Origin of the sequence: Alteraurantiacibacter aestuarii (genome assembly GCF_039523595.1) — a bacterium.
Classification (GTDB): Bacteria; Pseudomonadota; Alphaproteobacteria; order Sphingomonadales; family Sphingomonadaceae; genus Alteraurantiacibacter; species Alteraurantiacibacter aestuarii.
The window spans coordinates 623,301-647,698 of the sequence record NZ_BAAAFP010000001.1 but is presented as its reverse complement, the minus strand read 5'-3'; the positions used below and the strand labels follow the sequence as shown (position 1 = coordinate 647,698).

Here is a 24,398-nt window from a genome sequence, read left to right as displayed (position 1 = left end):
CAGCTTACGGGCGAAGTCCTGGCCGGATGCGGGCGCTCGGCCACGTCATCCCCGCTATCCACAGGCCCCATTCACCGCAGCCATCTTGCAGGAGCAGGCGCGCTGGCCCATCAGGCTGCCATGTCCGATGAAGACCTCCTGATCCGATCCGATACCAAGCCCGACACTGCTGTGGTCGGCCGCGCCCTGCCCGCCAATCTGGAGGCGGAGGCGGCCTTCCTTGGCGCGGTGCTGATCGATAACCGCGTGCTGGAGGAACTGACCGTTCCGCTGCACCCGGATCATTTCTTCGTACCGCTGCATGCCCGCGTGTTTGAACGGATCATGGTGCTGACAGACCGCCAGATGGTGGTCACTCCGGTCACGCTCAAACCCTATTTCCAGGATGACGAGGCGCTCAAGGAGCTGGGCGGCACCGCCTATCTGGCGCAGCTGACGGCGGACGGGCAGGGCCTGCTGGCCCCGCGCGAACTGGCCCAGCAGATTTATGACCTGGCGCTGCTGCGCGAACTGGTGAGCGTTGGCCGCGAGCTGGTGGAAAGCGCGCTCGACACCTCCGAAGAGGTCGAGCCGATGCGCCAGATCGAAGAGGCCGAAGCCGCGCTCTACCGCGTGGCCGAAGGCGCATCGGGCAGCAATGAGGCGGAAAGCTTCGGCAGTGCCAGCAAGCAGGCGCTGACCCTGATCGAGACCGCGCTCAATTCCGGCGGCCATGTCGCGGGCAAGACCACCGGCTTCGAATCGATCAATTCCAAATGTGGCGGCCTGCATGATTCGGATCTGATTATCCTGGCTGGCCGCCCCGGCATGGGCAAATCTGCGCTGGCGATGAACATCGCCTATAATTGCGCCGCGCGTCTGAAGCGCGACATGAAGGACGAGATTGCAAAGTCCGTGGGTGCAGGCGTGGCCGTATTCAGCCTGGAAATGAGCAAGGACCAGCTCGCCACGCGTATCCTGGCCGAGCAGTCGGGCATTCCTTCCGAAGCGCTGCGCATGGGCAAGATCAGCCGCGAGGATTTCCAGCACCTGTCCCGCGCCAGCCAGCGACTGGCCGATCTGCCGCTGTATATCGACGATACGCCCGCGCTCTCGATCTCCGCCCTGCGCACCCGCGCGCGGCGGTTGAAGCGGCGGCACGATATCGGCCTGATCGTGGTCGATTACCTGCAATTGCTGCAAGGATCAGGCCGCGGGCAGGACAACCGCGTGAACGAGATTTCGGAGATTTCGCGCGGGCTGAAAACGCTGGCCAAGGAATTGCAGGTCCCGGTGATCGCGCTGTCCCAGCTCAGCCGTGCGGTGGAACAGCGCGAGGACAAGCGCCCGATGCTGTCCGACCTGCGCGAATCGGGATCGATCGAGCAGGATGCCGACATGGTGTGGTTCATCTTCCGCGAGGATTATTACGTCCTCTCGCGCGAGCCAAAGGTGCCCAATGCCTCCGACGATCCCAAGATCCACGATGCGCATAACGCCTGGGTGGCGGAGATGGAGGGCGTACACGGGCTGGCGGAACTGATCGTGGCCAAGCAGCGCCACGGCTCCACCGGCAAGGTGCGGCTGAAGTTCGAAGCCAAGATCACCAAGTTCACCGATCTGGAAGAAGGCGATTATCCCGGCCGCGATTACGACTGATCGCCCGCTGCCGAGCCTGCTTCAGGGACTCTCGCCAGACAGGCCAAGGTTGAGCTTGCGGCTGACGGTGTAGTCCACCACCGACACCAGGAACCAGCTGAGCGTCCAGCGAATGCGGTTGAACAGCGTGGAATTGCGCCGGTGAAGCTGCGGCGTGATTTCCTGCGATGCATCCAGATGCCGCACGATGAACTGCCGCATCACATCGGCCAGATGGGCGTCTTCAATGCGCAGCATGATCTCCATGTTGAGATAGAGGCTGCGCATGTCGAAATTGGCGCTGCCCAGATAGACCGCATCGTCGAGCACGATCAGCTTGGTGTGCAGTTTGCACGGCTGAAATTCCCAGATGTTCGCGCCCGCTTCCAGCAATTCCCGGTACAGCGCCCGGCTGGCCCCGATGGTGGCGCCATTGTCGGACTTGCCGGCCATCACCAGCCGCGTGTGGCCCTTGCGGGCGATCTGTTCGATCAGCTTGCGCAGGCGGTGGGGCGGGGAGAAATAGGCCATCATCATGTCCAGCCGCTCCCCTTCCTGCAGATCGTGACTGACACAGCGCGCCCAGCTGGAAAGCCCCGTCATCGGCCCGCCAATCAGCAATTGCACCGCGCCCTTGCCGCCACGCCATTCACGCACGGCCTTGCGGATGGCCCCGAACTGGCCCTTTTCGGTCGCCGCCAGAATCGTCATCTGCGCAAACCACTGTGCCAGCTGTTCGACGACTTCGCCCGTCACGGTGAAGGCCAGGTCATTCCAGCCATTCTTCTCGGGCGGATCGAAATAGCTGTCTTCAATATTGAAGCCGCCCAGCATGGCCTTGGCCTTGTCGGCAATCACGATCTTCTGGTGGTTGCGGATCAGATAGCGGCGCGTGGGTTTGGCCAGGAAGGAATGATAGGTGCCGCCCGCCGCCACCAGCGGGGCAAAGAACTGCGCATCGGCCACCGCGCCAAAGCCATCCAGGATGATCGTCACCGCCACGCCGCGACCGGCCGCAGCGACCAGCGCATCGCGCACGGCGATGCCGCTGGCGTCGCGCGCGAAGATGTAAAAGGCGATATCCAGCGTGTGCTGCGCTTCGCCGATCAGCCGCAGCAGGCGCTCCAGCCGGTCCGGTCCGGCGGGATAGAAGCCAAGCGTCAGGCCCTGTGCCTCGACATGGAAGGGAATCGGGTCACGGTATTCGGGCACGTCAGTACTGGCCTTTTCGCACTCTGGCATTGCCCCTGATAGCAGGCTTCTGTCGCCGGAAAACCTTGACGAATTTGCCTGTCTGACCTATCTGGCCTCCTTTCCGAACAAGTAGCTTGCAGAATTGGAGTGCCACATGGCGCGCGTAACCGTCGAAGATTGTGTCGACAAGGTCCCCAACCGTTTTGATCTCGTCCTGCTGGCAGCCCAGCGTGCGCGTGAGATTTCCGGCGGTGCGGAGCTGACCATTGACCGTGACCGGGACAAGAACCCCGTTGTCGCCCTGCGTGAAATTGCCGAGCAGACGGTGAAGCCCAAGCAGCTGGCCGAATCGCTCGTCCAGTCGATGCAGAACTTCCTGCCCGATGAAGAAGACGAAGCCGATGAAATCGGCTCGCTGAGCCAGTCGGCGGAGGCCATGCGCCTGTCCGCGTCGGCTCCGGCCCGTTCGACCTCGATCGGTGCCGATTACGACGGCTGATTGTCAGCCAGAGTGAATTTCAACAGGGCCGCGCTCACAAGGCGCGGCCCTTTTTGTTTGCAGCGCCGAGGTCGTTCCAGGGATGATTGGCAAGATATGTCCTTTGCATGACATCTTGCGACGACGGGTGATCCCCGCCACCATGTTCTGGCATCTGCGCAGCAAGAGGGGGCAAGACACCACACAATGGCGGTCATCGCGGTTTACAGCGTAAAAGGCGGCGTGGGCAAAACCACGATTGCGGCAAACCTGGCGTGGTTTTCCGCCAGCATTTCATGCCGCAAGACCCTGCTGTGGGATCTGGATGCCGCCGGCGGTGCGGGATTCCTGTACGGCGTGGAACCGCGCAAGAAGGCGCAGGCGGGATCGATCTTTGACCGAGAGGCCGACCCTGCCGATCTGATCCGCAAGACCGCTTTTGACCGGCTCGACATTCTGCCCGCCGATGAAAGCCTGCGCGATCTCGATTCCATCCTCGCGCGGATCGGCAAGAAGAAGCGGCTCGCAAAGCTGACCGAAACGCTGGCGGGGCGGTATGAGCGGATCATCCTGGACTGCCCGCCCGTGCTCAATGAAATCAGCGCGCAGGTTGTGCGAGCAGCGACCTGCGTGATCGTGCCACTGCCGCCCTCGCCCTTATCGGCGCGCGCGTTCGAGATGGTGACGCGCGAGATCCGCGACCAGACCAAGAGCCATCCGCCGATCCTGCCCGTCCTCTCCATGCTCGACATGCGGCGCAACCTGCACCGTCAGGCGCGTGAGGAGAACAGGACCTGGCCCGCCATCCCGCAAGCCAGCGCGGTGGAGCAATGCGCGGTATTGCAGCGCCCAGTTGGAGACTTCGCCCCCACCAGCCCCGCCGCCCGCAGCTTTGGCCAGCTATGGACCGCGATAGAACGCAAGCTGACGCAGAAGGGGTGATCCAGAAGCGCGCAGCTATTCCACAGTACCGGGACCTTCACCAATCCCGCTGCTTTCGCCCATATCCTCCATGGCTTCGGCTGCTTCGTCCATCGCGCCGTCCATGGCGTCTGCAGAGTCCAGACCCGCGCCTTCGTCTGCAAGCATCGCGTCAGCATTGGCCTCTACATCGGCCATGGCTTCTTCTGCGCTTGAATCAGCCGTTTCTTGCGAACACGCCGCCAGTGCAACCACCGAAGCGCCCAGAACCACAGCGTTGAAGACCTTGAGATATTTCTTCACCCTACTCTCCTTCGATTGAACAGCTTTCTATAATTTTGGAAACAGACTGACCGCGCCACACATGCTGGCGCTGATCGTCCTCGAAAAATCTCTGCAACCGGTCCAGCCGTTTGGGCACTTCCACCCGGGCCGATGCAACCAGCCCGTCCACACATGGAATGAGGGCCTTGAAATAGCGCCTCTCAGTCTCCCCGGATTCGATCTTCAGGTCCATTCCGCCAACAATCAGTGCCCGGGATGGATAACGGTCTGTCCGGATGATCATCAACGGTTCGCCGCCTTTTTCCAGCGGGTGGTAGTCCTGGGTCAACGTTTCGATATCTGATCCGGTAACGGGCAGGACCTGGCCGATCTCCAGGAAGAACTTATCGTCATCAGGGGCGATATCGATATCGGTATTGCCGACGTTTTCGAGCAGCAGTTCTACCCTGACGAACGCCTTGTGATCCCCCACAGGCCAAACCTGAACAATCGGCACGGCGTTGAGTTTGGGAATTCCCCGCCGGTCAACGAAGTACCAGTATCCGGCCAGCAGCAGCGCCAGACACGATAGGAAGGCCGCCAACCCTTCCATGCTGTGTCGGCTGTCGTGCGAACTGTCCTTGAGGAAAAGCCACAAGGTAATACAAAAGACGATTGTGAGGAAAATTAGACTGAAATAACTGGGCCAGTAGAAGAACAGGGCCGCGCCAAGCACACATGCCAGCAGACGCCATATAGTTATCGAATTATTGGACGCCTTTGCAACTACCGAAGACATTCCGTCGGAAAATGTCGTTCCGGTTTTCTCCAGTTCTGTACGAATCTTTTCCCACATAGTTGCCCCCAGCGCGGGAAAGATAGATCATCGAAAGGAATTTGGCCAGCCATTGGCGGCGGTGGTGCACGCCCTGCGCCCCGATAAGCAGCCCGAAACGCGGCCGGTTAAGACTCGCGGAAGGGGTTGAAGAACAGCTCCTCCACCGGAACGTTGAAGAAGGCCGCCAGCCGGTAGGCCATCGGCAGCGACGGATCATATTTGTCTGCCTCCACCGCGTTGATTGTCTGGCGGGAGACTTCGATCAGGTCGGCCAGCTCGCCCTGGTTGAGGCCTTTTTGTGTCCGCAGCTGGCGCAGGCAGTTGCGCATCAGGCCTCACCCCGGCGGCGCAGCCACCAGACCAGCCAGAACACGCCGTAACCTGCTGTCATCGCGGCAAAGGTGATCAGGCTGCCGCGCGCCAGATCGCTTTGCGTGCCGGCCCACGCAACCAGACCCAGCATTGCCGTTCCGGCACCAAAGGTACCGCCCCAGTAAAAGCTGTTGGTATGCGCATCGCGCTCCACATCATCCAGCCTGTTCCACCACGGGCGTGTGGCCAGCAGCGCCGCGATCAGGACGAACGTCAGCAGGGCAAAGGTGACGGCAAAGGGCAGGTTTCCGCCGCCCAGCCGCAGGATCTGTCCGCCCGCGATCCCTGCGGCAATCGCCGCGACAAAGGCCAGCGCCCCTGCCCCCAGAACCTTCTTGCGATGTTTGCTTATTTCCATGTTGCGTCTCCATCTTGCTGTAAAAACATTTGGACAATCACGAGAGGATTGTCAAAGTGTTTTTACAGCAATTGTCCAAATAGTTTTACAGAGACCCAGAGCGCCAGCAGATATGCGCGAGCGGCCTCGACCTGCGCGGGACTGGTGGATACAATGTCCGCATGGTGGGGGCATGAGCGACATTCTCGATGGTATCGGCACGGCTGCGGAAGGCGGCCTGTTCGCCCGTGCGCTGGAGCCGCATTCGGGCGCGCAGGGCAAGCACCCGCACCAGCCGGACAATTGCCTCAATTGCGACACGCCGCTGATTGGTGCCTATTGCCACGCCTGCGGCCAGCACGGCCATGTACACCGCACGATCGGCGCTTTCTGGCATGATCTGATGCATGGCGCGCTGCATCTGGATGGCAAGATGTGGCGCACATTGCCCTTGCTGGTGCTGCGTCCGGGCAGGCTGACGCGGCGCTATATCGAAGGGGCCCGGGCGCGCTTTGTCTCACCCATGGCGCTGTTCCTGTTTTCCGTTTTCCTGATGTTCGCCGTGTTCCAGATGCTGGGCATTACCGCTCCTACCGATCTGCAGACCAATAACCCCGTCCAGCGCGGGATTGAGACGGGGATGGTGGAGGCTGAGGCGGCGCAGAATGCCGCGCAGACAGAGCTTGACCGCCTTTCCGCCACTGACCCCGGCCGCGCCGCTGCGGAGACGCGGCTGAGTGAAGCCAGCGAAGCGCTTGCCGCCATGCGGCTGGTGAGAAGTTACACCATCAGTGAGAATCTGGGCGCCAACATGTCGATCAAGCCGACAGGTGTTGCCTTCATTGACGATGGTATCGGCAAGAAGTGGCGAGAGAACCCCAGCCTGATGCTCTACAAATTGCAGGCGAACAGCTACAAGTTCTCCTGGCTGCTAATTCCGATCTCCATCCCCTTCGTATGGCTGCTGTTCGCGTGGAAACGCCGGTTCAAGGGGTATGATCACGCCATTTTCGTGACCTATTCGCTCAGCTTCATGACGCTGTTCTTCGTCGTGCTGTCGGTGCTGGGGTGGCTGGGCGTCGGCGGCGGATGGCTGTTCACCGCCTTTGCCACGCTGGCACCCCTGCACATCTACAAGCAATTGCGCGGAGCCTACGGCCTGTCGCGCTTCTCGGCCATCTGGCGGCTGGTGGCGCTGCTGTTGCTGATCTTCCTGATCGTGCTGCTGTTCCTGCAGGCACTGCTGCTGCTCGGCGCCTTCTGACAAGGAAAAGGGCGGCGCATCGCTGCACCGCCCTGTTGTTGTTCAGTCATGTCATTCGTGCGGGAGTTACGCGCCCTGCGGTGCGCCGTCTCCGCCAAAGCGCTTGCCTGCCTTGGGAATGGCGGAGCCGTGGACCGGCACCACCGCCGCCGGGCCGCTGGGCGCTTCGGGACGATCGATCTTGCCGGTATCGAGCAGTTCGGTGATCTCGTCACCGGTCAGCGTTTCATATTCCAGCATCGCCTGTGCCAGCAGGTGCAGCTGGTCCTCATGCGTCTTGAGCAGGTCAGTCGCGCGCTTGTGCGCCCCTTCCACCAGATGCTTGATTTCGGCGTCGATCAGCTTGTTGGTCTCATCAGATGCCATTGTGCGCTGGGTCGTGCCCATGCCCAGATAGCCTTCCTGACTTGCCTCATATTGCAGCGGGCCGAGCTTGTCGCTCATGCCCCAGCGGGTGACCATGTTGCGCGCCAGATCGGTGGCGTACTGGATATCGGAGCTGGCGCCAGAGCTGACCTTGTCATGGCCGAAGATGATTTCTTCCGCCACGCGGCCACCCATGGAAACCGCCAGATTGGCGTGCATCTTGTCCCGGTGATAGGAGTAATTGTCCCGTTCCGGCAGGCGCATCACCATGCCCAGCGCACGGCCACGCGGGATGATGGTGGCCTTGTGGATCGGGTCCGATGCCTCTTCATGGACAGAGACGATCGCATGGCCGGCCTCATGATAGGCGGTCATCTTCTTCTCATCCTCGGTCATCACCATGGACCGGCGCTCAGTCCCCATCATCACCTTGTCCTTGGCGTCCTCGAATTCCTGCATGGCGACCAGGCGCTTGTTGCGACGCGCGGCCAGCAGGGCAGCTTCGTTGACGAGGTTGGCAAGATCCGCGCCGGAAAAGCCCGGCGTGCCGCGCGCAATGGTGCGCGGGTTCACATCGGGAGCCAGCGGCACCTTCTTCATGTGCACGGCCAGAATCTTCTCGCGCCCGTCGATATCGGGGATCGGCACCACCACCTGGCGGTCAAACCGGCCCGGACGCAGGAGCGCGGGGTCGAGCACGTCGGGGCGGTTGGTGGCGGCGATGATGATGATGCCTTCATTGGCCTCAAAACCATCCATCTCCACCAGCAGCTGGTTCAGCGTCTGCTCGCGCTCATCATTGGAATTGCCGATGCCATTGCCACGGTGGCGGCCCACGGCGTCAATCTCGTCGATAAACACGATGCACGGTGCGTTCTTCTTGGCCTGTTCGAACATGTCGCGCACGCGGCTGGCGCCCACACCCACGAACATTTCGACAAAGTCGGAGCCTGAAATGGTGAAGAAGGGCACGCGCGCCTCGCCGGCGATGGCGCGGGCGAGCAGCGTCTTGCCGGTACCGGGCGAGCCGACCAGCAAAGCACCCTTGGGAATCTGGCCACCCAGCTTGGAAAAGCGCTGCGGATCACGCAGGAATTCGACGATTTCCTCAAGCTCTTCGCGCGCTTCATCAATGCCGGCGACATCCTGGAAAGTGACGCGACCCTGCTTTTCGGTCAGCAGCTTGGCCTTGGATTTGCCAAAGCCCATCGCGCCCGATCCGCCGCCCTTCTGCACCTGGCGCAGCGCAAAGAAAGCAATGCCCAGGATCAGGATGAACGGCAGCGCCTGGATCAGCACCACCCACAGGACGCTCATCTGTTCAGGCTGCGCGCCGGAAAACTCGACGCCATTGTCTTCCAGCAATTGCGTGAGGCCAGGGTCGCTCGTCACCGGAGTGGTGGTGAAGGCGCCATCGTTCTTCAATGTGCCGACAATGCGATCAGGACTGATCGTCACGCTTTCAACACTGCCCTCGGCAATCTTGTTGCGGAAATCGGAATAGCTGATCTGCGTGCCCGCAGGTTCACTCGGCCCGCCAAACATGGAGACAGTCAGCAGCAGGGCGAGAAAAATCCCGCCCCAAACCACCATGCTCTTCATCCACGGGTTGGGATTGTTTTCCGGTTCGCGATTTTCGCTCATGCGCAATAAGTCCTTTCAACACTGCCAATGTAGGATCGCGCGGGTGAATGGCAAGCTAATGGCGGGCGGGTATTTTCGGGCGGCGATCGGGCGGTTTGAACGGCGCTATTCGCGCTCCCTTGCCAGGATCAGCCTGTCGGACAGATCGGCGCCCTGCTGGCCGGTGATCTGGAACAGCGCCTCAAATCCATCATGCGCCGCCGCATCGCTCAATTCATCGGGCAGATCGCCGCTGGCCACAATCGCACCGATCCCGCGCAAGCCGGTCACTCTCTCGCTGGCGATCACGGTCACCAGTGCCCCGCCGGGCGCGCGGTAACGGGTGATATAGGCAAAGTCGCGGTAAAATGCGGGCGAGGCAAGGCGGCGCGCCTCATCGCTCATCCAGCGCTGGCCGGTCTCCCGGTCGATGATCTCGTCATAGCTGTCACCCACCCGCAGGCTGCTTTGCGCAAAGGTGATTTCCTCCAGCAGGCCCATGCCCGAAAGCAGGCCGATATAGACCACGTCATTGGTGTTGAGCATGTCGGAGGTCAGCTGCGATGCGGCGATCACGTCCAGCGGCTTGTCCGCAGAAGCGAGCAGCGGCGCCAGCGCCTGCAACGCATAGCCGGTCTGGAACGGCAGGTAGTTAAGCCCGACATCCTCGGCAAAACCAAACCGGTCCGGCTCCGCCTCCTGCATGCGCAGCAGGTCTTCGGCGGAATTGACGCGGAAATCGCGGATCAGCCGCCCGTCCTCGGGGTTCACCGGATCAATTTCGCCAAACAGGTAATAGTCACCCAGCACCACCAGCACCGGGCGCTGCGATGTGTTCAACGGCTGCCAGATGGCATTGGTGGCGGGCGTAAATCCGCGGTTGAGCACCATTCCGGCCAGGAATGCGGCGAGCAGCGCCAGCACGCCCAGCGCGGGCCAGTACCGCATCATCTGGCCGCGAGGCGGCACGGTCAGTGCTGGTACTGAGGCGGAGGGCGCAGGCAGTTGCTCTGCCATCTGCAACGCATAGACGCCCGCCGGAATCTCCAGCACCGCCTGCCCCGGTGCGGGCGGATTGGCGAGATAGTGATCGTCCAGCTTCTTGCGCAGGCGGTGGACATAGACGCGCACGGTGGCATCATCGCCATCGGTTTCGCTCTGGCCGAACACCGCCTCGGCGATCTCCGCCTGCGTGGCGCTTTGCGCTTCGGCGCCGCGATCGGCGAGAAAGTCGAACAGTTCGCGCAGGCGGCCCGAAGCCCCGACAAGCCCCGCCGCGCGCAGCCGCTCAACCTCTGCCGCATAGGCATCGCCGGCTGCGTTACTGGTGCGTGCGCTGTCCAATCCTGCCCCTCAAATACCGCGCCGGGCGGCTGTAACGTCCATGTAACAGGCCGATTACCGTAATTTACGTGGTTTGCCCAGAGCCGCTTGGTCAGAAGAGGTCGCAGCACTTCACAAGACAAAGGTTACACATTGCCAAAGCCCGATAATCCTGCTGCCCGCCTGCTCTTATCCACCGCCATTGCCATGCTTGGTTGCGTGGCTGTTCCTGTCTGGGCGCAGGAGGAGGCCGCAGCTGAGGTCGAACCCCAGACAACCCAGAACGCGGCACAACAGGTGCAGAGCGAGCGTGAGAACATCGGCGTGGTGATCGATGAAGACAGCGGCAATGTGATCTATGTCTATGGCCGCGGCGAGAAGCGCATTGGCGAAGCCATTGCCGCCAGCGAGGGCGGCGTGGCCGGCGCCGATCTGGAGATCCGTCCGCTGCTGCGTCCCGGTGAAATTCTTGAAGCCACCCCCGGCCTTATCGCCACCCAGCATTCGGGTGGCGGTAAGGCCAACCAGTTCTTCCTGCGCGGGTTCAACCTCGATCACGGCACCGATTACGCGCTGTATATCGATGACATGCCGGTCAACTTTCGCACCCACGGTCACGGACAGGGCTATCTGGATGTGAACGGGCTGATCCCGGAGACGGTGGGCCGGGTGGACTACCGCAAGGGTCCTTACCGTGCCGACACCGGCGATTTCAGCTTCGTTGGCGCCAGTTTCATCACCACCCATGACCAGCTGCAACCCTTCGCCACGGCGGAGGTGGGATCTTATGGCTATCGCCGCTTCGTGGCAGGCGGCTCCGTGCCGCTGGGCAATGGCGACCTGCTGGTCGTGGGACAGGTGAAGCTGAATGACGGACCGTGGGAGCTGCCCGAGGATTTTGAGGGCTATTCCGGGCTGGTCAAATATTCCGCCCCCGTTGGCGATGGCGATTTCCAGATTGCCCTGCATGTCTATGATGCCAGCTGGGCACCCACCGAACAATTGCCCGAACGCGCCATCGGCACGCTGGTGGAGGACCATTTCGGCACGCTGGACCCGACCTTGCGCGGATATACCAAGCGGCAGGTGCTGACCGCCAATTATGAAAGCGATGACTGGCGGCTGACAGCCTATACCCAGCACTACGACTGGAGCCTGCTGTCCAATTTCACCTATTTCCTGGAAGACCCGGTCAATGGCGACCAGCTGCGCCAGTTCGAGGAACGCTGGACCTTTGGCGGGCGGGTGGAGCGCACGCTGCGCCCGACGGATCGCCTGACCCTGCGCGCCGGGGCGGAAACGCGCTTCGACCAGATCGGCCCGATCGGCCTGGATGAGACGATCGATGGCGCGCTGGAGTTCAATTACAACAGCTTCGACATCAACGAAAAATCCATTGGCCTGTATGCCGAGGCAACGTGGGAGCCGCTCGACCGCCTGTTCGTGACTGCGGGCATGCGCGGGGACTGGTATGGCTTCAGGACGCAAGCGCTGGACGGCGTGGACGTGTGGTCCGGCAAGGCCAATGACGACACCTTCGCGCCCAAGATCGGCGTGAATTACGAAGTGGCCGACGGTATCGCCCTCTATGCCAATTATGGCGAGGGCTTCCATTCCAACGATGCCCGCGGCGTGACCAATCCCACCAATCCCGCACCCGGCCTGGTCAAGGGCGAATTCGAAGAGGTCGGCTTCCGCGTGGAGCGCGGCGGACTGATCTTCAGCAGCGTATACTGGTGGAGCAGCATCGACAGCGAGCTTATCTATGTCGGCGATAGCGGCGCGGTGGAACCGAGCGATCCCAGCAAGCGCCACGGTTACGAACTCACCGCCTTCTGGAAGCCCAACAACTGGCTGGCCGTGGACGCGGTGTGGACCGGATCGCACAGCCGCTTCACGGGCCTGCCCGAAGGCGAGAATTTCGTTCCGGGTGCACTCGAAAGTTCCGGCGAGCTGGGGGTTTCGGCCGCCTTCCGCCAGTGGAATGCCGCCATTCGCGCGCGCTATCTGGGGCCGCATCCGCTGATCGAGGACAATTCGCAGCGCGGCGCCTCCACCGTGCTGGTCAACGCCCGGCTGGCCTGGACCCCTGACGATTTCAGCGGCTTCGAATTCTATGGCGAGGTGCTCAACCTGCTCGATTCCAAGGATGACGATATCGACTATTTCTACGCCGTGCGCCTGCCCGGTGAGCCGGCAGAAGGCATCGAGGGGCGCAACAGCCGCATCGTCGAACCCCGGCAATTGCGAGTCGGCGTAACCAAGAGGTTCTGAAGCCTCACATCAATCTTGCGGGACCTGGTGCGACCCTCCTTTAGCGCCAGGACCATGAAAGGCCCGGCTGCGTGCATGGCGACAGCCGGGCCTTTCTTCCTTAATTTCCGGCACTTGCGGTCTCGTGAGTCAAGCCTCCCAATCATCATGTCAATGGTGCTTGACATAAAGAGGCTCCATGTCTAGCTTCCTTTACATAAATTCAAGGGAGCTTGATATGAAGAAGATTTACACGGCCCTCGCCTTTGCCGCTGCCATGTTGCTGGCCGCCTGGCTGGGTGCACAGCAGATGATTACGCCGGACATGAGCAGCACGCTGCTGATCGTGCTGCCGGTGATGTGGGTCCTCTCACTGGGCCGGAACGGCGGTAATCGCTGCATCAGCAAGGCCCATGACGCATGACCGCGCAGCAGGCGATGCCGCGCCCGTTGCTGTGGTCGGCGCTGTTCATCATCAATATGGCGCTGATCGCAGCTGCCCATATTTTCGATGTGATCGAACAGCCGGTGCCGATCATCCTGATCGCGCTGAACATGGGGCTGCTGGTGCCGATGACGCGCGCGGCCAAGGCAAGGCAGGAACTGAAGGGCGCGATGAGCCCGGCCCTGCGCGTCTATAACCGGCGCGTGCTGTTCGTGATGGTGATCTACATGGTGGCGATGATCGGCGGCGGGAACCTGTCTCATCTGGTGGCCGATGGTTCGCCCGCCATGTGGGCGCTGGCCATCGCCCCGCTGGTGCCGCTGATGGGCATGATCTGGACCATGTATCGCTACCTTCAGGAAGAGGATGACGAATATCTGCGCCACCGGGCCACTACCGGCGCGCTGTTCGGCCTCGCGCTGATTCTGGTGCTGGGGACGATCTGGGGCTTTCTGGAGATGTACGGGCTGGTCGGCCATATCTGGAGCTGGTGGGTTTTCCCCGTGTGGGCCATCGGGCTGGGGATCGGCATGTGCTTCCAGCGCGCCAAGGGAGAGGAAGAATGACCACGTCATTGACCAAGACGCCGGAGATGCGCCGCTATTATGTGCGCATGGGCATTTCGATGGCGATCTATCTGGTATCGCTGTTCAGCGCCGACTGGCTGATCGAACAGCAACAGGTTGCTGGACCGCTCGCCTATCTGCTCGCCGCCATTCCGGGCCTGTGCCTGGCATCGATATTCTGGATTCTGGTGCGGCTGGTGACCGAGCAGACCGATGAGTTCCTGCGCCTGCTGCTTGTCCGCCAGATCATGGTCGCCACAGGTATTGCCCTGACTGCGGCAGCCGTGTGGGGATTTCTGGAACAATATATGCTGGTCGGCCATGTCACCGCCTATTGGTGGCCCACGATCTGGTGCTTCGCCACCGCGATTGGCGGGATCTACAACAAGTTCACCATGGGCACGGCGGGCGGCGAATAATGAAAAACCGTCTCAAGGTTATGCGGGCAGAGCGCGACTGGAGCCAGCAGGACCTGGCTGAACAGCTGGGTGTTTCGCGCCAGAGCGTGAACGCCATCGAGACTGGCAAATACGATCCCTCGCTACCGCTGGCCTTCCGCATTGCCGATGTTTTCGAACTGCCGATCGAGGAAATCTTCCTGCGCGACGAGGCCTAGGCAAAGCCCCCGGCTTGCGGCATTCTCCGGTGCGGGAGAACAAGGATGCAGACACGCAGGCTGGCCGATGCGCTGGGGATTGAGGTGGTGGGACTGGATACCACCGCCCCGCTGGATGAGGGCACACGAGACGCTCTGGTCGATCTGTTCCACCAGCATCTGGCGCTGGTGATCCGCGGCACGGTGCTGACGCCGCGCCAGTATGTCGATCTGATCCGCAAGTTCGGGCAGCCCGATGCCTCCGACACTTCGCGCTATCACGAACCGATCGATATTGACGGTTTCAAGGGCCTGCGGCTGGTCTCCAATATCGAGAGCGGCGGCAGGAATGTCGGCCAGTTCGGCAATGACGAGATGGGCTGGCATCAGGACCGCTGGACCGATGCCGTCCCGCCGCCCGCCACCGCCCTGCACGGGGTGGAGGTGACCAAGTCAGGCGGGCGCACCGGGATCGCCAGCCTCGTCGCCGCCTATGACGCCCTGCCCGCAGACCTGCTGGCGCGGATCGAGGGGCGATCGATCCATTTCCCGCTCAAGGTCAATGATTTCGAAGGCGAGCTGGACGATGCCGATATCGAAGACCCGGCGCTGTTCCGCAAGGTTCCGCTGGTGCAGCGCCATGCGGTGACCGGGGCAAAATTCCTGTTCCTGGGGGCACGGCGCATCCTCTCCTACATCGATACCGCGCCGCGCATCACCGGGCTGGACAAGGATGGCAGCGCCGCCTTGCTGGACGCGATCTACGATCATGTCGCGCTGCCGGCGTTCAACTATCTGCACCAATGGCGCGCGGGCGATATCCTCATCTGGGACAACCGCGCCTGCGCCCACCGCCGCGAAAGCTTCGACCCGGACGAACGCCGCCTGCTCTATGGCACGCCCATCGTCACCTCGGACGTATTGTGGAGGGGAGAAGCGGCGCTGGCGGGGTGAGAAACCGGATCGCGCGCGCATTTTGCCTGCAACATTGTGCGGCGCGCCAGCTATAGCGCCTCCCTCGCCCGCAGCCGCTTGATCGGACAACGCCTTGGCACTCAATATCGCGATCCTGTTGTCCGTTGTCATGGCAGGCTTGCTGCTGCTCTCTCCGCGCTTTGCCAAGTCCACGGTCTGGCGGGCAACGGTGACGCCGCTTGCATCGATCATCGGCAGCGGATTCCTGGTGCTCGCGCCCATTCTGGTGTCAGCATACGGACGAAGCGCGCCGCTGGTGATGGCTGGGCTGTGCATTGGCGCCTATCTGTTCGGCGAGGCGATCCGCTTCAACATCTTTGCCCGCAACGTGCCCCGACCGGTGGAGGATATGGCGGTCGAACGGCTGGAACTGGGCGCTTCATGGGCGCTGGTTTTCGCCTTCATGATTTCGGTCGGATATTACCTCAACCTGTTCGGCGCCTTCGCCATCAGCCAGACCCCTTATGACAATCCGGTCAATGCCAGGCTGCTGACATCGGCGGTGTACATCCTGATTCTGGCGGTCGGCTGGTTCCACGGTTTCAAGGCGCTGGAGCGGATGGAATATGCCGCAGTGACGATCAAGCTGGCGGTGATTGCCGGGCTGCTGATCGGGCTGACGTGGTATTTCTATCAGCGCGCCAGCGCGGGGGAGCTGTTCTTCCATGAGGCACAGCTGTCCGGCTGGCCCGCCGTCACGCTCGCCTTTGGTCTGGTCATCACCGTGCAGGGCTTCGAGACTTCGCGCTATCTTGGCCAGGAATATGATCCGCAGACCCGGATCAGCTCCATGCGCCTTGCGCAGCTGGTCTGCACGGCGATCTACATGATCTATATCGGCCTGTTCGCCTATGCCTTTGACCGCAGCGAGTTCCAGCTCAGCGAGACCGCGATCATCGACCTGATGGCACTGATCACGCCGCTGCTGACGGTGATGCTGGTGCTGGCGGCGCTGGCGGCACAGTTCAGCGCGGCCATTGCCGATACCAGCGGCTCCGGCGGGCTGGTGGAGGAGCTGACCCGCGGCCGCATGACTGCCCGCTATGGCTATGTGTTGCTGGTCTTCATCGGGATCGTGATGACGTGGGAGGCCGATGTCTTCCAGATCATCGCCTATGCCAGCCGCGCCTTTGCCCTGTATTACACGCTGCAATCCGCCATCGCCGCAAGGCGCGCCTTCATCATCCCCGGCACGCCATGGCACAGGAAGCTGGGATTCTGCCTGCTGGTGGCACTGGGCGCGATGATCGTATTGTTCGGGAATGACGTGGAATCATCCAATGCCGGGTGATAGGCTGCGCGCGGCGTGCTGATTGCCAGTATCTGCCGCCTGGCCAGTAACTGCCACGGAACCAGTAACCGCTACGGAACCAGTAACTGCTACGGAAAAAGTGTTATGCCCGCCCGATGAGCGATCACGATATCCTGTTCAGCCCGATCACCTTGAACACGGTGACCTTCCACAATCGCTGGGTTATGCCCGCCATGCAGCGCGGCATGTGCAGCAACGGCGCGCCCAGCGCGGAGCTGGCCGCCTATTACCGCCGCCGCGCGGAAGGCGGCACGGCGCTGATCGTGGGGGAAAGCGCGGCGATCGATCACCCTTCCGCCACCGTCCAGCCGACATCGGCGCATATCAACCCGGCCACGCGCGATGCCTGGGCGCATTGCGTGGACGAGGTGCGCCAGGGCGGCGGGCAGATGATGCTGCAATTGTGGCACGAAGGGGCGATGCGCACGGATGGCCACGCCCTCAGCGCCAGTGGCCTGGCCCATCCCGGCAAGGAAAGCGGGCGCGCCGCCACTGTGGATGAGCTGGCACAGATCCGCGATGGTTTCGTGCGTTCGGCCCGGATTGCGCAGGACATTGGCGCCTGCGGGGTGGAGGTGCATGCCGCCCACGGCTATTTCCTCGATCAGTTCCTGTGGCACGGCTCCAACATTCGCGATGATGGCTATGGCGGCCCGCTGATCGCCCACCGCGCGCGCTTTCCGGCGGAGATCGTCAGCGCCATCCGCGCGGAATGCGGACCGGATTTCCTCATCTCGCTGCGCTTCTCGCAATGGAAGGAAGTGGATTTTGAGGCCAGGGTCGCCCCTTCTCCTGAAGATCTGGCGCAGATGGCCACCATCTTTCGTAAGGCTGGCGTCGATGTCCTGCATGCCTCCACCCGCCGCTTCTGGGATGCCGAATGGGCAGGCGATGGCCGGAACCTGGCCGGATGGACCAGGGCAGGCGGCGGATTGCCGGTCATCACCGTCGGCTCTGTCGGGCTGGATATCGATGTGATGACGGTGTTCATGGAAGGGCTGGACCCCGGGCCGCGCGTGGAAGTGGCAATAGACGAGCTGGCCCGGCGCATGAGCGCGGGTGAATTTGACATGGTGGCGGTAGGCCGCGCGCTGATCGGCGATCCCGATTTCGTCAACAAGGTGCAGGCCCGCGATTACGATGCCATCCGCACCTTCCGGCGCGACGATCTGGGCCAGCTGGAATGGGACCTGTCGATTGTCGAGGAAGCGCATGGCGCATAACCGCCGCCCGTTTCATAATTCGCAGATGATTGTGCTGTATTGCACCGATCTGTCCTGCCGCGAGAGTTGAGCGCCGATGTTGCTTCCCACACGCAGTGTTGAAAAGCCCTGGGGCCGTGACAGCCTGCCTGCGCCGTTCACCGTGCCTGCCGGACAGCGGATTGGCGAGATCTGGTTTGAACCGCCCGCCCAGCTGCCCGATCTGCTGGTGAAATATATCTTCACCAGCGAGAAACTGTCTGTCCAGGTGCACCCTTCGGATGAGCAGACGCAGGCCGCCGGACTTGGCCGGCAGGGCAAGGAGGAATGCTGGCTGGTGATCGATGCACAGCCCGGCGCGGTGCTGGGCGTGGGTTTTGCAGGCGATCTGGATCAGGCGGCCATGCGCGCCGCCGCGCTGGACGGATCGATCGAAGACATGCTGGTGTGGCATGCGGTGAAGCCGGGCGATTTCTTCTACATCCCCGCCAATACGGTGCATGCCATCGGGCCGGGCGTGGCCATTATCGAGATTCAGCAGAATTCAGACCTGACCTATCGCCTGTATGATTACGGGCGCCCGCGTGAGCTGCATCTGGATCAGGCGATAGAGGTGGCCAGCGGCACGCCGCATGATGCGCAGCTTCGTCGCCACCTGCCGCCATCGGGCAGCGTGCCGCTGGTGGACGGCCCCTTCTTCACTCTGGACAGGGTCGATGGTCTGGCTTCGCCTGAACTGCTGGCGCGCTATGACGGCCCGCTGCTGGCCATACCGCGCGTGGGGGATATTGCGGTGGATGGACAGGCAATCAGCCCCGGCCAATGTGCCTTCGCGCCCTCGCTTGCGGACGTGCATCTGGCCCGTGATGGGGATTGCCTGATTGCCCGGGCGCTGGCCTGAACCAGCCAGTCCGGCCGTTTATGATCGCAGCTTCAGGCCCCCAAGTTTCAGGGCCCCAACCTCAAGAAAGCGTGGGGTAACAGCCCTCAACCACGATCTGTGACGGGAATACCGGCACCAGTCCGCCCATTACCGAATCGAATGCATGGGTGATCTTGACCCTGCTGGAGCCGGGAAATCCGCGGCAGGTCACATCGACCTGCGGCGCCACATTGCCGTTGGCCACGCCAATGCCATATCCCGATGCCCGGCTGACAGCATAGTCGCGCTGCTCGGTTGCGGTATCGCAGGATGAACTGACAGAGATGCAGCGCGCCGTGGAATAGGCCACTTCATCCAGCGTCTGCTGCATCCACACCAGCCGGCTGGTTTCGATCGTGCCGAACAGGAATATGAAGAACACCGGCGCCACCAGCGCGAATTCGACAATCGTCGCGCCCAGTTCGCAGCGCATAAGGCCGCCCGTGCGTTGCAGGCGTTTCAGGCGTTTGAAAGGGTTCACTGCAGGCGCACCGTGGCCTGCTGGGACAAGACCGTGTCAGCCAGAGCGCTGTTGGGCAGGATCATCGGAGTGAAGGGATTGGTGGCATTGATGGTCATGTAATAACCCGCCGTGGACCCGGCCGTCACACCGGTGCCCGTGCATGTATTGCCGCAACTCGCGGAAACATAGGTGCCGTTGGATTTCAGACAGGCGCAGGTGCGATTGAGGTTGGTGCAGCTGTTGGCGGTGCCATTGCAGGATATGGTGACAGCGGTTGCCGGTTCACCGGTAAGGCTGCGGACATAGCCTGGCATGCTGCCGAAATTGACGTTGTCAGCGGTGTTGAAGCCGGACACGGCAGCGGCGCCCACTGCGCCATTCAGCTTGCCGCGTTCGAGGAAGAACGTGCCGAAATCGATCGCCACCATCACCGAAAAGAAGAATGCGGTGGTCCACAGCGCGAATTCAACCGCGGCCACGCCCTTGTTGTCCGCCTTCAGGCCAGACAGTCGACGAATAATCCTGAGCATACCGGTCACCCGACCAGCCTGATGCTGGCGCTGCCACCGCCACCGGCGTTGGGGTCCATCCGGTTGCAGGCCGTTCCCGTTGCAGCACCGCCATTCACGCGGATGGTGTCTGCAATCAGCGTCATGCACTTGCCATTGCCTGCGGTGCTGTTGCCGCCGGCCATCTTCACCTGTGCATTGGGGAAATGGATGGTGCCGGCAAAGGCATTGACCGATCCGCCAGTCCAGTTTGCGTCATTGGCGCTTTCGCTGGAAACCAGCAGTTCGGAAATCTGTGCACCCGTGACATTATAGAACGGCGCTTCGAGTTTGGTCTTGGCACCGCCCGCAAGCTTGATCACGCCATTCAGGATGAAGGTCACTTCAATCCCGACCATGTCGAATCCGCTGCCGCTCTGCCCTTCAACCACATTGCCATAGGTCTGGCCGGTGAGGTCGGAATAATAGGGCCAGGTCGTGCCGCCCGTGCCATTTTCGAAATCGCCGTTCACGGTATAGCGCCCGCGACCGAACAGCACCGACCCCTTGGGATTGAGATCGCCGTTGATGTAATGATTGCCGGTAACGCCGAACACCAGCCTGGTGCCGCCAGCGGTATCGATATCGCCATTGGCGGAAAACGCACCATTGCCCATGAAGAAACGGGCAGAGCCCATCATCTTGATGGCATTGCCGCCATTGCCCGGGCCGATCACCACGTTGCCCGCGCCCAGTGCCAGTTCACTGTCGCCGCTCATGTTCAGGCCGTTTGTCGCCTGAAAATTACCCGCGCCCAGCAGCACATCCGCGCCGCCGCCAACATCCACATTACCGCCAAACAGATGCTGGCCCGCGCCCATGGTCATGCGCGATCCGCCCCAGAAATTCACATCGCCGACAATGAACACATCGCCGTTGCCCTTGGTGTTGGTGCCTTCGAACTTTGCGCTGCCGCCAATCCACAAGGTGCCAGCGCCAATGGTGACGCCGGTCGATCCGCTGCCGAAATTGCCTTTCACCACAACATCGCTGTTGCCGAAATTGACGGTTGATCCGCCGCCAATCACGACATTGCCCGAAACGTTGATCCTTGATCCGTTGGCGAAGCTGACGTTCATGCCGCCGGCAATGTTCAGCTCGGCAATGTTATATGTGCCCGCCGGGAAGACATAGACGCTGCTGTTGGACTGCTGATAGGGTTTGACGTTGTTGCTGGCGCCGTTCTGCTTGATCTTGAAATCGCTGCCACCGCTGATGGTGGGCATGGGAATGGTCGCGGGCGCGCTGTAATTGCCCAGCAGGCCATATGCGCTGATCAATGCGGGATCATTCGCCCACGGATCGGCCAGCGGTGTGGCTTCATTGATGCGATCCTCAACCGGCGGCACATTATTGTTCCATGCCGGCTTGGAAAAGACACCCGCGAAGCGCAGCGTATTGGCATCCAGCGTGCCGTAATTCACCGTAATGTCCCCGCCGCCCGATATGATATCGGCGCCGCGGATCAGCTGGCCCTTGTTCTCCACCGTGCCAATGGCCGCGATCGAGCAGGTGGGCGCATCGATCGAGGCGCCGCCGGTCACCGATATCGCGGCATTGCCGCCATCCAGCGCCAGGTAACAGGGCGCAGCATAATTGACGCTGGAGCTGAGGCTGGCGAGCGAGCCGGCGGACACATCGAAGGTCCCGGAAAAACCGAGCACGGAAGCAAGAGAAAATGGCAGGGCGCGGGTAATCGTCACCCGCACGGACTGGTCCCCGGCATTGGGGAAATCCGATACCAGCTGGGCACTTACGGATGCCGCGCTGACTCCATTGGCAAGCGCGATGTCGCGCGCCGTGGGCGTGAGGACCGCTTCGTTTCCGGCGGTAGAATAAGCCATGGCCGCAGCCAGGGCGGCCATATCGGCGGCACGCTGGTTGATCTCCCGCGTCTGATATCCGCGGTTGAGATCGAATGCGAGCCCGGCCGCTCCGATAACGACCGGCAGCGCCAGTGTCGCGATAGTCGTGACGCCACCCGAAACATCGCGGAGGAGGCGCTTGTAACCGAGTCGGAGGAAACGGATTGTGGACATGAGCCCAGTTAGCCGGATCAGAGATAAGGCAAGCTCTAGATGTATGGTTAACGTGGGCTAAACTTTACCATAAGTACAATGCTCTAGCGTTGAATCATCGCCCGGAAAAGCGCGGTTCCCGCTTGGCGACGAAAGCGGCCATGCCTTCTGCCTTGTCAGCCGTTCCCGCCAGCATGTGGAACATCCGCCGCTCATGCCTGATGCCGGATTCCAGCGTGTTCTCGAAAGCAGCATTAACCACTTCCTTGGCTGCTTTTGCCGCCAGAGGAGGCATTGCGGCGATTTTGGCGGCGGTCTTCATCGCCTCTGCCAGCAAGTCATCCGCAGGGACCACACGCGCCACCAGTCCGCTGCTTTCTGCCTCTGCGGCGTCCATCATGCGGCCGGTCAGCACCATGTCCATCGCCTTGGCCTTGCCCACAGCGCGGGTCAGGCGCTGCGATCCGCCCATGCCGGGGATGACGCCCAGCGTAATCTCGGGCTGGCCAAACTTCGCCTTGTCCGATGCGATGATGAAGTCCGCCATCATCGCCAGTTCGCACCCGCCGCCCAGCGCAAAGCCGTTCACGGCGGCGATCCACGGCTTGCGCGTGGCACAGACCAGGTGGCTCTGCCAGCGGCTGAACATGTCTTGGGAATAGAATTCGGAAAGCGGCTTGTCGGCCATTTCCTTGATGTCCGCCCCGGCGGCAAAGGCCTTTTCGCCAGAGCCGGTTATGACCGCGCAACCTTGCGTGTCATCGGCCTCGAAAGCGGCGAAGGCAGTAATCAGCTCCTCCAGCACGGCGGAGTTGAGGGCATTGAGGGCTTGCGGGCGGTTCAGCGTGACGAGGGTAACCCCGCCACGCTGTTCCACTATCAGGTTTTCATATTCGGCCATGCAGACCGTTTATAATCAGACGACCCCGAAAGCCAGCATGGCATCGGCGACTTTCTTGAAGCCCGCGATATTCGCGCCCTTCACATAGTCGACATAGCCGCCCTGGTCGCCATATTCGACGCACTTGCCGTGGATGCCTTCCATCAGATCGGTCAGCATTTCGCCCAGGCGTTCATGGTTCCAGCTGATGCGTTCGGAATTCTGGCTCATCTCCAGACCCGAAACCGCCACGCCGCCGGCATTGGCCGCCTTGCCCGGACCATACATGATCCTGGCATCGTGGAAGACCTTCACCCCGTCCAGCGTGGTCGGCATGTTGGCGCCTTCGGACACAGCGATAACGCCGTTTGCGACCAGTGACCTGGCATTGTCCTCGTCCAGCTCGTTCTGGGTTGCGCAAGGCAGCGCCAGATCGGCCGGAACGTCCCACGGACGGGCGCCATCACCATGGAAAGTCGCGCTGGTGTAGTGATCGGCATATTCGCTGATCCGGCCACGTGTGTGCGTCTTGTGATGCTTGACCCAGTCGATCTTCTCCTGGGTGAAGCCGTCGGGATCATGGATGAAGCCGCCTGAATCGGACAGGGTCAGCACCTTGCCGCCCAGCTGGACGATCTTTTCCGCAGCGTGCGTGGCCACATTGCCCGAACCGGAGATGACGGCGGTCTTGCCTTCGATGTCCTGGCCCTGATGCTTGAGCATGTTCTGCATGAAATAGACCGCGCCATAGCCGGTCGCCTCCGGCCGCATCCGCGAGCCGCCATATTCGATGCCCTTGCCCGTCAGCACGCCTTCCCAGCGATTGGTGATGCGCTTGTACTGGCCGAACATGTAGCCGATTTCACGCCCGCCCACGCCGATGTCGCCCGCAGGCACGTCGGTCTCAGGGCCGATGTGACGGTACAGTTCGGTCATGAAGCTCTGGCAGAAGCGCATGACTTCGGCATCGCTCTTGCCCTTGGGGTTGAAGTTGGAACCGCCCTTGCCGCCGCCCATCGGCAGGCCGGTCAGCGAGTTCTTGAAGGTCTGTTCGAACGCCAGGAACTTCAGCACGCTTTCGGTCACGCTGGGGTGGAAGCGAATGCCGCCCTTGTACGGGCCGATGGCGTTGTTGTTCTGCACCCGCCAGCCGCGCTGCACGCGGATGTTGTGATTGTCATCTTCCCAGCACACGCGGAAGGAAATCACCCTGTCCGGCTCGGCCATGCGGCGCAGGATCTGCGCGGCATGGTATTGTTCCTTGTCTTCAATGAAATCAAAGATGTCCATTGCCACTTCGTGGACTGCCTGAACAAATTCGGTCTGCCCCGGATTGCGCTTCTTTACCCCCGCCATAAAGGTATCGAAGTCAACGTGATCGGAAACTGCCATGAGTATATCCCCCCAATAGTAACGGCGAATGGCAGGAACTGGACTTTCCAGTTCCTGATGCGACTCGCCGACATGTACTCGCCGCAATCAGACCACTTCGGGGGAGTGAAATAAAGGCTGCTGGTGCAATCCCCTTATCACTTGCCTTGGAGCGGACGATGCCCCAACGTCCTTTCAGGGCAAAGCAACGTTCCAGGAGGGGGTGGAATGACAAGCCAGGATCGGCTTCG

The 24,398-nt window shown here is 61.6% G+C and carries 25 protein-coding genes; 13 read left to right on the top strand and 12 right to left on the bottom strand.

The features are described 5' to 3' along the window. The first annotated feature begins 120 nt into the window (after positions 1-120). Positions 121-1,638, top strand: coding sequence for a replicative DNA helicase (locus tag ABDZ98_RS03065; RefSeq protein WP_160591865.1), 1,518 nt, complete (start codon positions 121-123; stop codon positions 1,636-1,638). 21 nt (positions 1,639-1,659) lie between these two features. Here the strand turns inward: ABDZ98_RS03065 and ABDZ98_RS03060 are convergent, their stop codons facing one another. Beyond that, a complete protein-coding gene (locus tag ABDZ98_RS03060; protein WP_160591863.1) occupies positions 1,660-2,859 on the bottom strand; it encodes a phospholipase D-like domain-containing protein in 1,200 nt (399 codons plus the stop codon). Positions 2,860-2,965: 106 nt separating this feature from the next. Between ABDZ98_RS03060 and rpoZ the strand changes: the two genes are divergently transcribed. Both rpoZ and ABDZ98_RS03050 read left to right on the top strand, forming a co-directional pair. After that, positions 2,966-3,310, top strand: coding sequence for a DNA-directed RNA polymerase subunit omega (rpoZ, locus tag ABDZ98_RS03055; protein WP_160591861.1), 345 nt, complete (start codon positions 2,966-2,968; stop codon positions 3,308-3,310). A gap of 186 nt (positions 3,311-3,496) precedes the next feature. Further along, entirely contained in the window at positions 3,497-4,231 is a 735-nt protein-coding gene (locus ABDZ98_RS03050; RefSeq protein ID WP_160591859.1) for a ParA family protein, read from the top strand. Between the two features lie 15 nt (positions 4,232-4,246). On the opposite strand, the gene ABDZ98_RS03045 is transcribed toward ABDZ98_RS03050, so the two are convergent. The 4 genes from ABDZ98_RS03045 to ABDZ98_RS03030 form a co-directional block, all read right to left on the bottom strand. Continuing rightward, positions 4,247-4,513: a hypothetical protein gene (locus ABDZ98_RS03045; protein WP_160591857.1), complete on the bottom strand. Its 267-nt coding sequence runs from the start codon at positions 4,511-4,513 to the stop codon at positions 4,247-4,249. Between the two features lies 1 nt (position 4,514). After that, positions 4,515-5,330 (bottom strand): hypothetical protein, encoded by an 816-nt coding sequence (locus ABDZ98_RS03040; RefSeq protein WP_160591854.1) that lies wholly within the window; start codon positions 5,328-5,330, stop codon positions 4,515-4,517. A 107-nt stretch (positions 5,331-5,437) separates the two neighbouring features. Continuing rightward, complete coding sequence (locus ABDZ98_RS03035; protein WP_160591852.1) at positions 5,438-5,641, bottom strand: helix-turn-helix transcriptional regulator; 204 nt, start codon at positions 5,639-5,641, stop codon at positions 5,438-5,440. Beyond that, the gene (locus tag ABDZ98_RS03030; protein WP_160591850.1) at positions 5,641-6,042 is read right to left on the bottom strand and encodes a hypothetical protein; all 402 of its coding nucleotides are present in this window, start codon (positions 6,040-6,042) and stop codon (positions 5,641-5,643) included. Before ABDZ98_RS03030 ends, ABDZ98_RS03035 begins: the two co-directional genes overlap by 1 nt. A 172-nt stretch (positions 6,043-6,214) precedes the next feature. On the opposite strand from ABDZ98_RS03030, the gene ABDZ98_RS03025 reads away from it, so the two are divergent. Continuing rightward, the gene (locus tag ABDZ98_RS03025) at positions 6,215-7,285 is read left to right on the top strand and encodes a DUF3667 domain-containing protein (protein ID WP_160591848.1); all 1,071 of its coding nucleotides are present in this window, start codon (positions 6,215-6,217) and stop codon (positions 7,283-7,285) included. Between the two features lie 66 nt (positions 7,286-7,351). Here ABDZ98_RS03025 and ftsH read toward each other — a convergent pair whose 3' ends face one another. Continuing rightward, the gene (ftsH, locus tag ABDZ98_RS03020) at positions 7,352-9,295 is read right to left on the bottom strand and encodes an ATP-dependent zinc metalloprotease FtsH (RefSeq protein ID WP_160591846.1); all 1,944 of its coding nucleotides are present in this window, start codon (positions 9,293-9,295) and stop codon (positions 7,352-7,354) included. A gap of 105 nt (positions 9,296-9,400) precedes the next feature. Continuing rightward, positions 9,401-10,618, bottom strand: a complete 1,218-nt coding sequence (locus ABDZ98_RS03015) for a helix-turn-helix domain-containing protein (RefSeq protein ID WP_160591844.1) — start codon at positions 10,616-10,618, stop codon at positions 9,401-9,403. Between the two features lie 198 nt (positions 10,619-10,816). On the opposite strand from ABDZ98_RS03015, the gene ABDZ98_RS03010 reads away from it, so the two are divergent. From ABDZ98_RS03010 to ABDZ98_RS02970, 9 genes are all read left to right on the top strand, one after another. After that, positions 10,817-12,871, top strand: a complete 2,055-nt coding sequence (locus ABDZ98_RS03010; protein WP_160591842.1) for a TonB-dependent receptor domain-containing protein — start codon at positions 10,817-10,819, stop codon at positions 12,869-12,871. Between the two features lie 217 nt (positions 12,872-13,088). Continuing rightward, on the top strand, positions 13,089-13,274 hold the full coding sequence (locus tag ABDZ98_RS03005) for a hypothetical protein (RefSeq protein ID WP_160591840.1): 186 nt from the start codon (positions 13,089-13,091) through the stop codon (positions 13,272-13,274). Continuing rightward, positions 13,271-13,861 carry a hypothetical protein gene (locus tag ABDZ98_RS03000; RefSeq protein WP_160591838.1) on the top strand — a complete coding sequence of 197 codons (591 nt, stop codon included), beginning with the start codon at positions 13,271-13,273 and terminating at the stop codon, positions 13,859-13,861. The genes ABDZ98_RS03005 and ABDZ98_RS03000 overlap by 4 nt, the downstream gene beginning before the upstream one ends. After that, positions 13,858-14,280 carry a hypothetical protein gene (locus ABDZ98_RS02995; protein WP_160591837.1) on the top strand — a complete coding sequence of 141 codons (423 nt, stop codon included), beginning with the start codon at positions 13,858-13,860 and terminating at the stop codon, positions 14,278-14,280. The genes ABDZ98_RS03000 and ABDZ98_RS02995 overlap by 4 nt, the downstream gene beginning before the upstream one ends. Continuing rightward, the gene (locus tag ABDZ98_RS02990; protein WP_160591835.1) at positions 14,280-14,477 is read left to right on the top strand and encodes a helix-turn-helix transcriptional regulator; all 198 of its coding nucleotides are present in this window, start codon (positions 14,280-14,282) and stop codon (positions 14,475-14,477) included. Before ABDZ98_RS02995 ends, ABDZ98_RS02990 begins: the two co-directional genes overlap by 1 nt. Before the next feature lie 45 nt (positions 14,478-14,522). Then, complete coding sequence (locus tag ABDZ98_RS02985) at positions 14,523-15,410, top strand: TauD/TfdA dioxygenase family protein (protein WP_160591833.1); 888 nt, start codon at positions 14,523-14,525, stop codon at positions 15,408-15,410. A gap of 94 nt (positions 15,411-15,504) precedes the next feature. Then, positions 15,505-16,722: an APC family permease gene (locus tag ABDZ98_RS02980; RefSeq protein ID WP_343805624.1), complete on the top strand. Its 1,218-nt coding sequence runs from the start codon at positions 15,505-15,507 to the stop codon at positions 16,720-16,722. A 116-nt stretch (positions 16,723-16,838) separates the two neighbouring features. Then, complete coding sequence (locus tag ABDZ98_RS02975; protein ID WP_160591829.1) at positions 16,839-17,966, top strand: oxidoreductase; 1,128 nt, start codon at positions 16,839-16,841, stop codon at positions 17,964-17,966. Positions 17,967-18,042: 76 nt separating this feature from the next. Next, entirely contained in the window at positions 18,043-18,846 is an 804-nt protein-coding gene (locus tag ABDZ98_RS02970; RefSeq protein ID WP_160591827.1) for a class I mannose-6-phosphate isomerase, read from the top strand. Positions 18,847-18,907: 61 nt separating this feature from the next. Here the strand turns inward: ABDZ98_RS02970 and ABDZ98_RS02965 are convergent, their stop codons facing one another. The 5 genes from ABDZ98_RS02965 to gdhA all read right to left on the bottom strand — a co-directional run bounded on the left by ABDZ98_RS02965 (position 18,908) and on the right by gdhA (position 24,168). Then, a complete protein-coding gene (locus tag ABDZ98_RS02965) occupies positions 18,908-19,348 on the bottom strand; it encodes a TadE/TadG family type IV pilus assembly protein (protein WP_160591825.1) in 441 nt (146 codons plus the stop codon). Next, a complete protein-coding gene (locus tag ABDZ98_RS02960) occupies positions 19,345-19,860 on the bottom strand; it encodes a TadE/TadG family type IV pilus assembly protein (protein WP_160591823.1) in 516 nt (171 codons plus the stop codon). Before ABDZ98_RS02960 ends, ABDZ98_RS02965 begins: the two co-directional genes overlap by 4 nt. A gap of 5 nt (positions 19,861-19,865) precedes the next feature. Next, the gene (locus ABDZ98_RS02955; RefSeq protein WP_160591821.1) at positions 19,866-21,917 is read right to left on the bottom strand and encodes a pilus assembly protein TadG-related protein; all 2,052 of its coding nucleotides are present in this window, start codon (positions 21,915-21,917) and stop codon (positions 19,866-19,868) included. Positions 21,918-22,011: 94 nt separating this feature from the next. Then, positions 22,012-22,797, bottom strand: coding sequence for an enoyl-CoA hydratase-related protein (locus ABDZ98_RS02950; RefSeq protein ID WP_160591819.1), 786 nt, complete (start codon positions 22,795-22,797; stop codon positions 22,012-22,014). Positions 22,798-22,812: 15 nt separating this feature from the next. Next, complete coding sequence (gene gdhA / locus ABDZ98_RS02945) at positions 22,813-24,168, bottom strand: NADP-specific glutamate dehydrogenase (RefSeq protein ID WP_160591817.1); 1,356 nt, start codon at positions 24,166-24,168, stop codon at positions 22,813-22,815. Positions 24,169-24,398 lie beyond the last annotated feature (230 nt).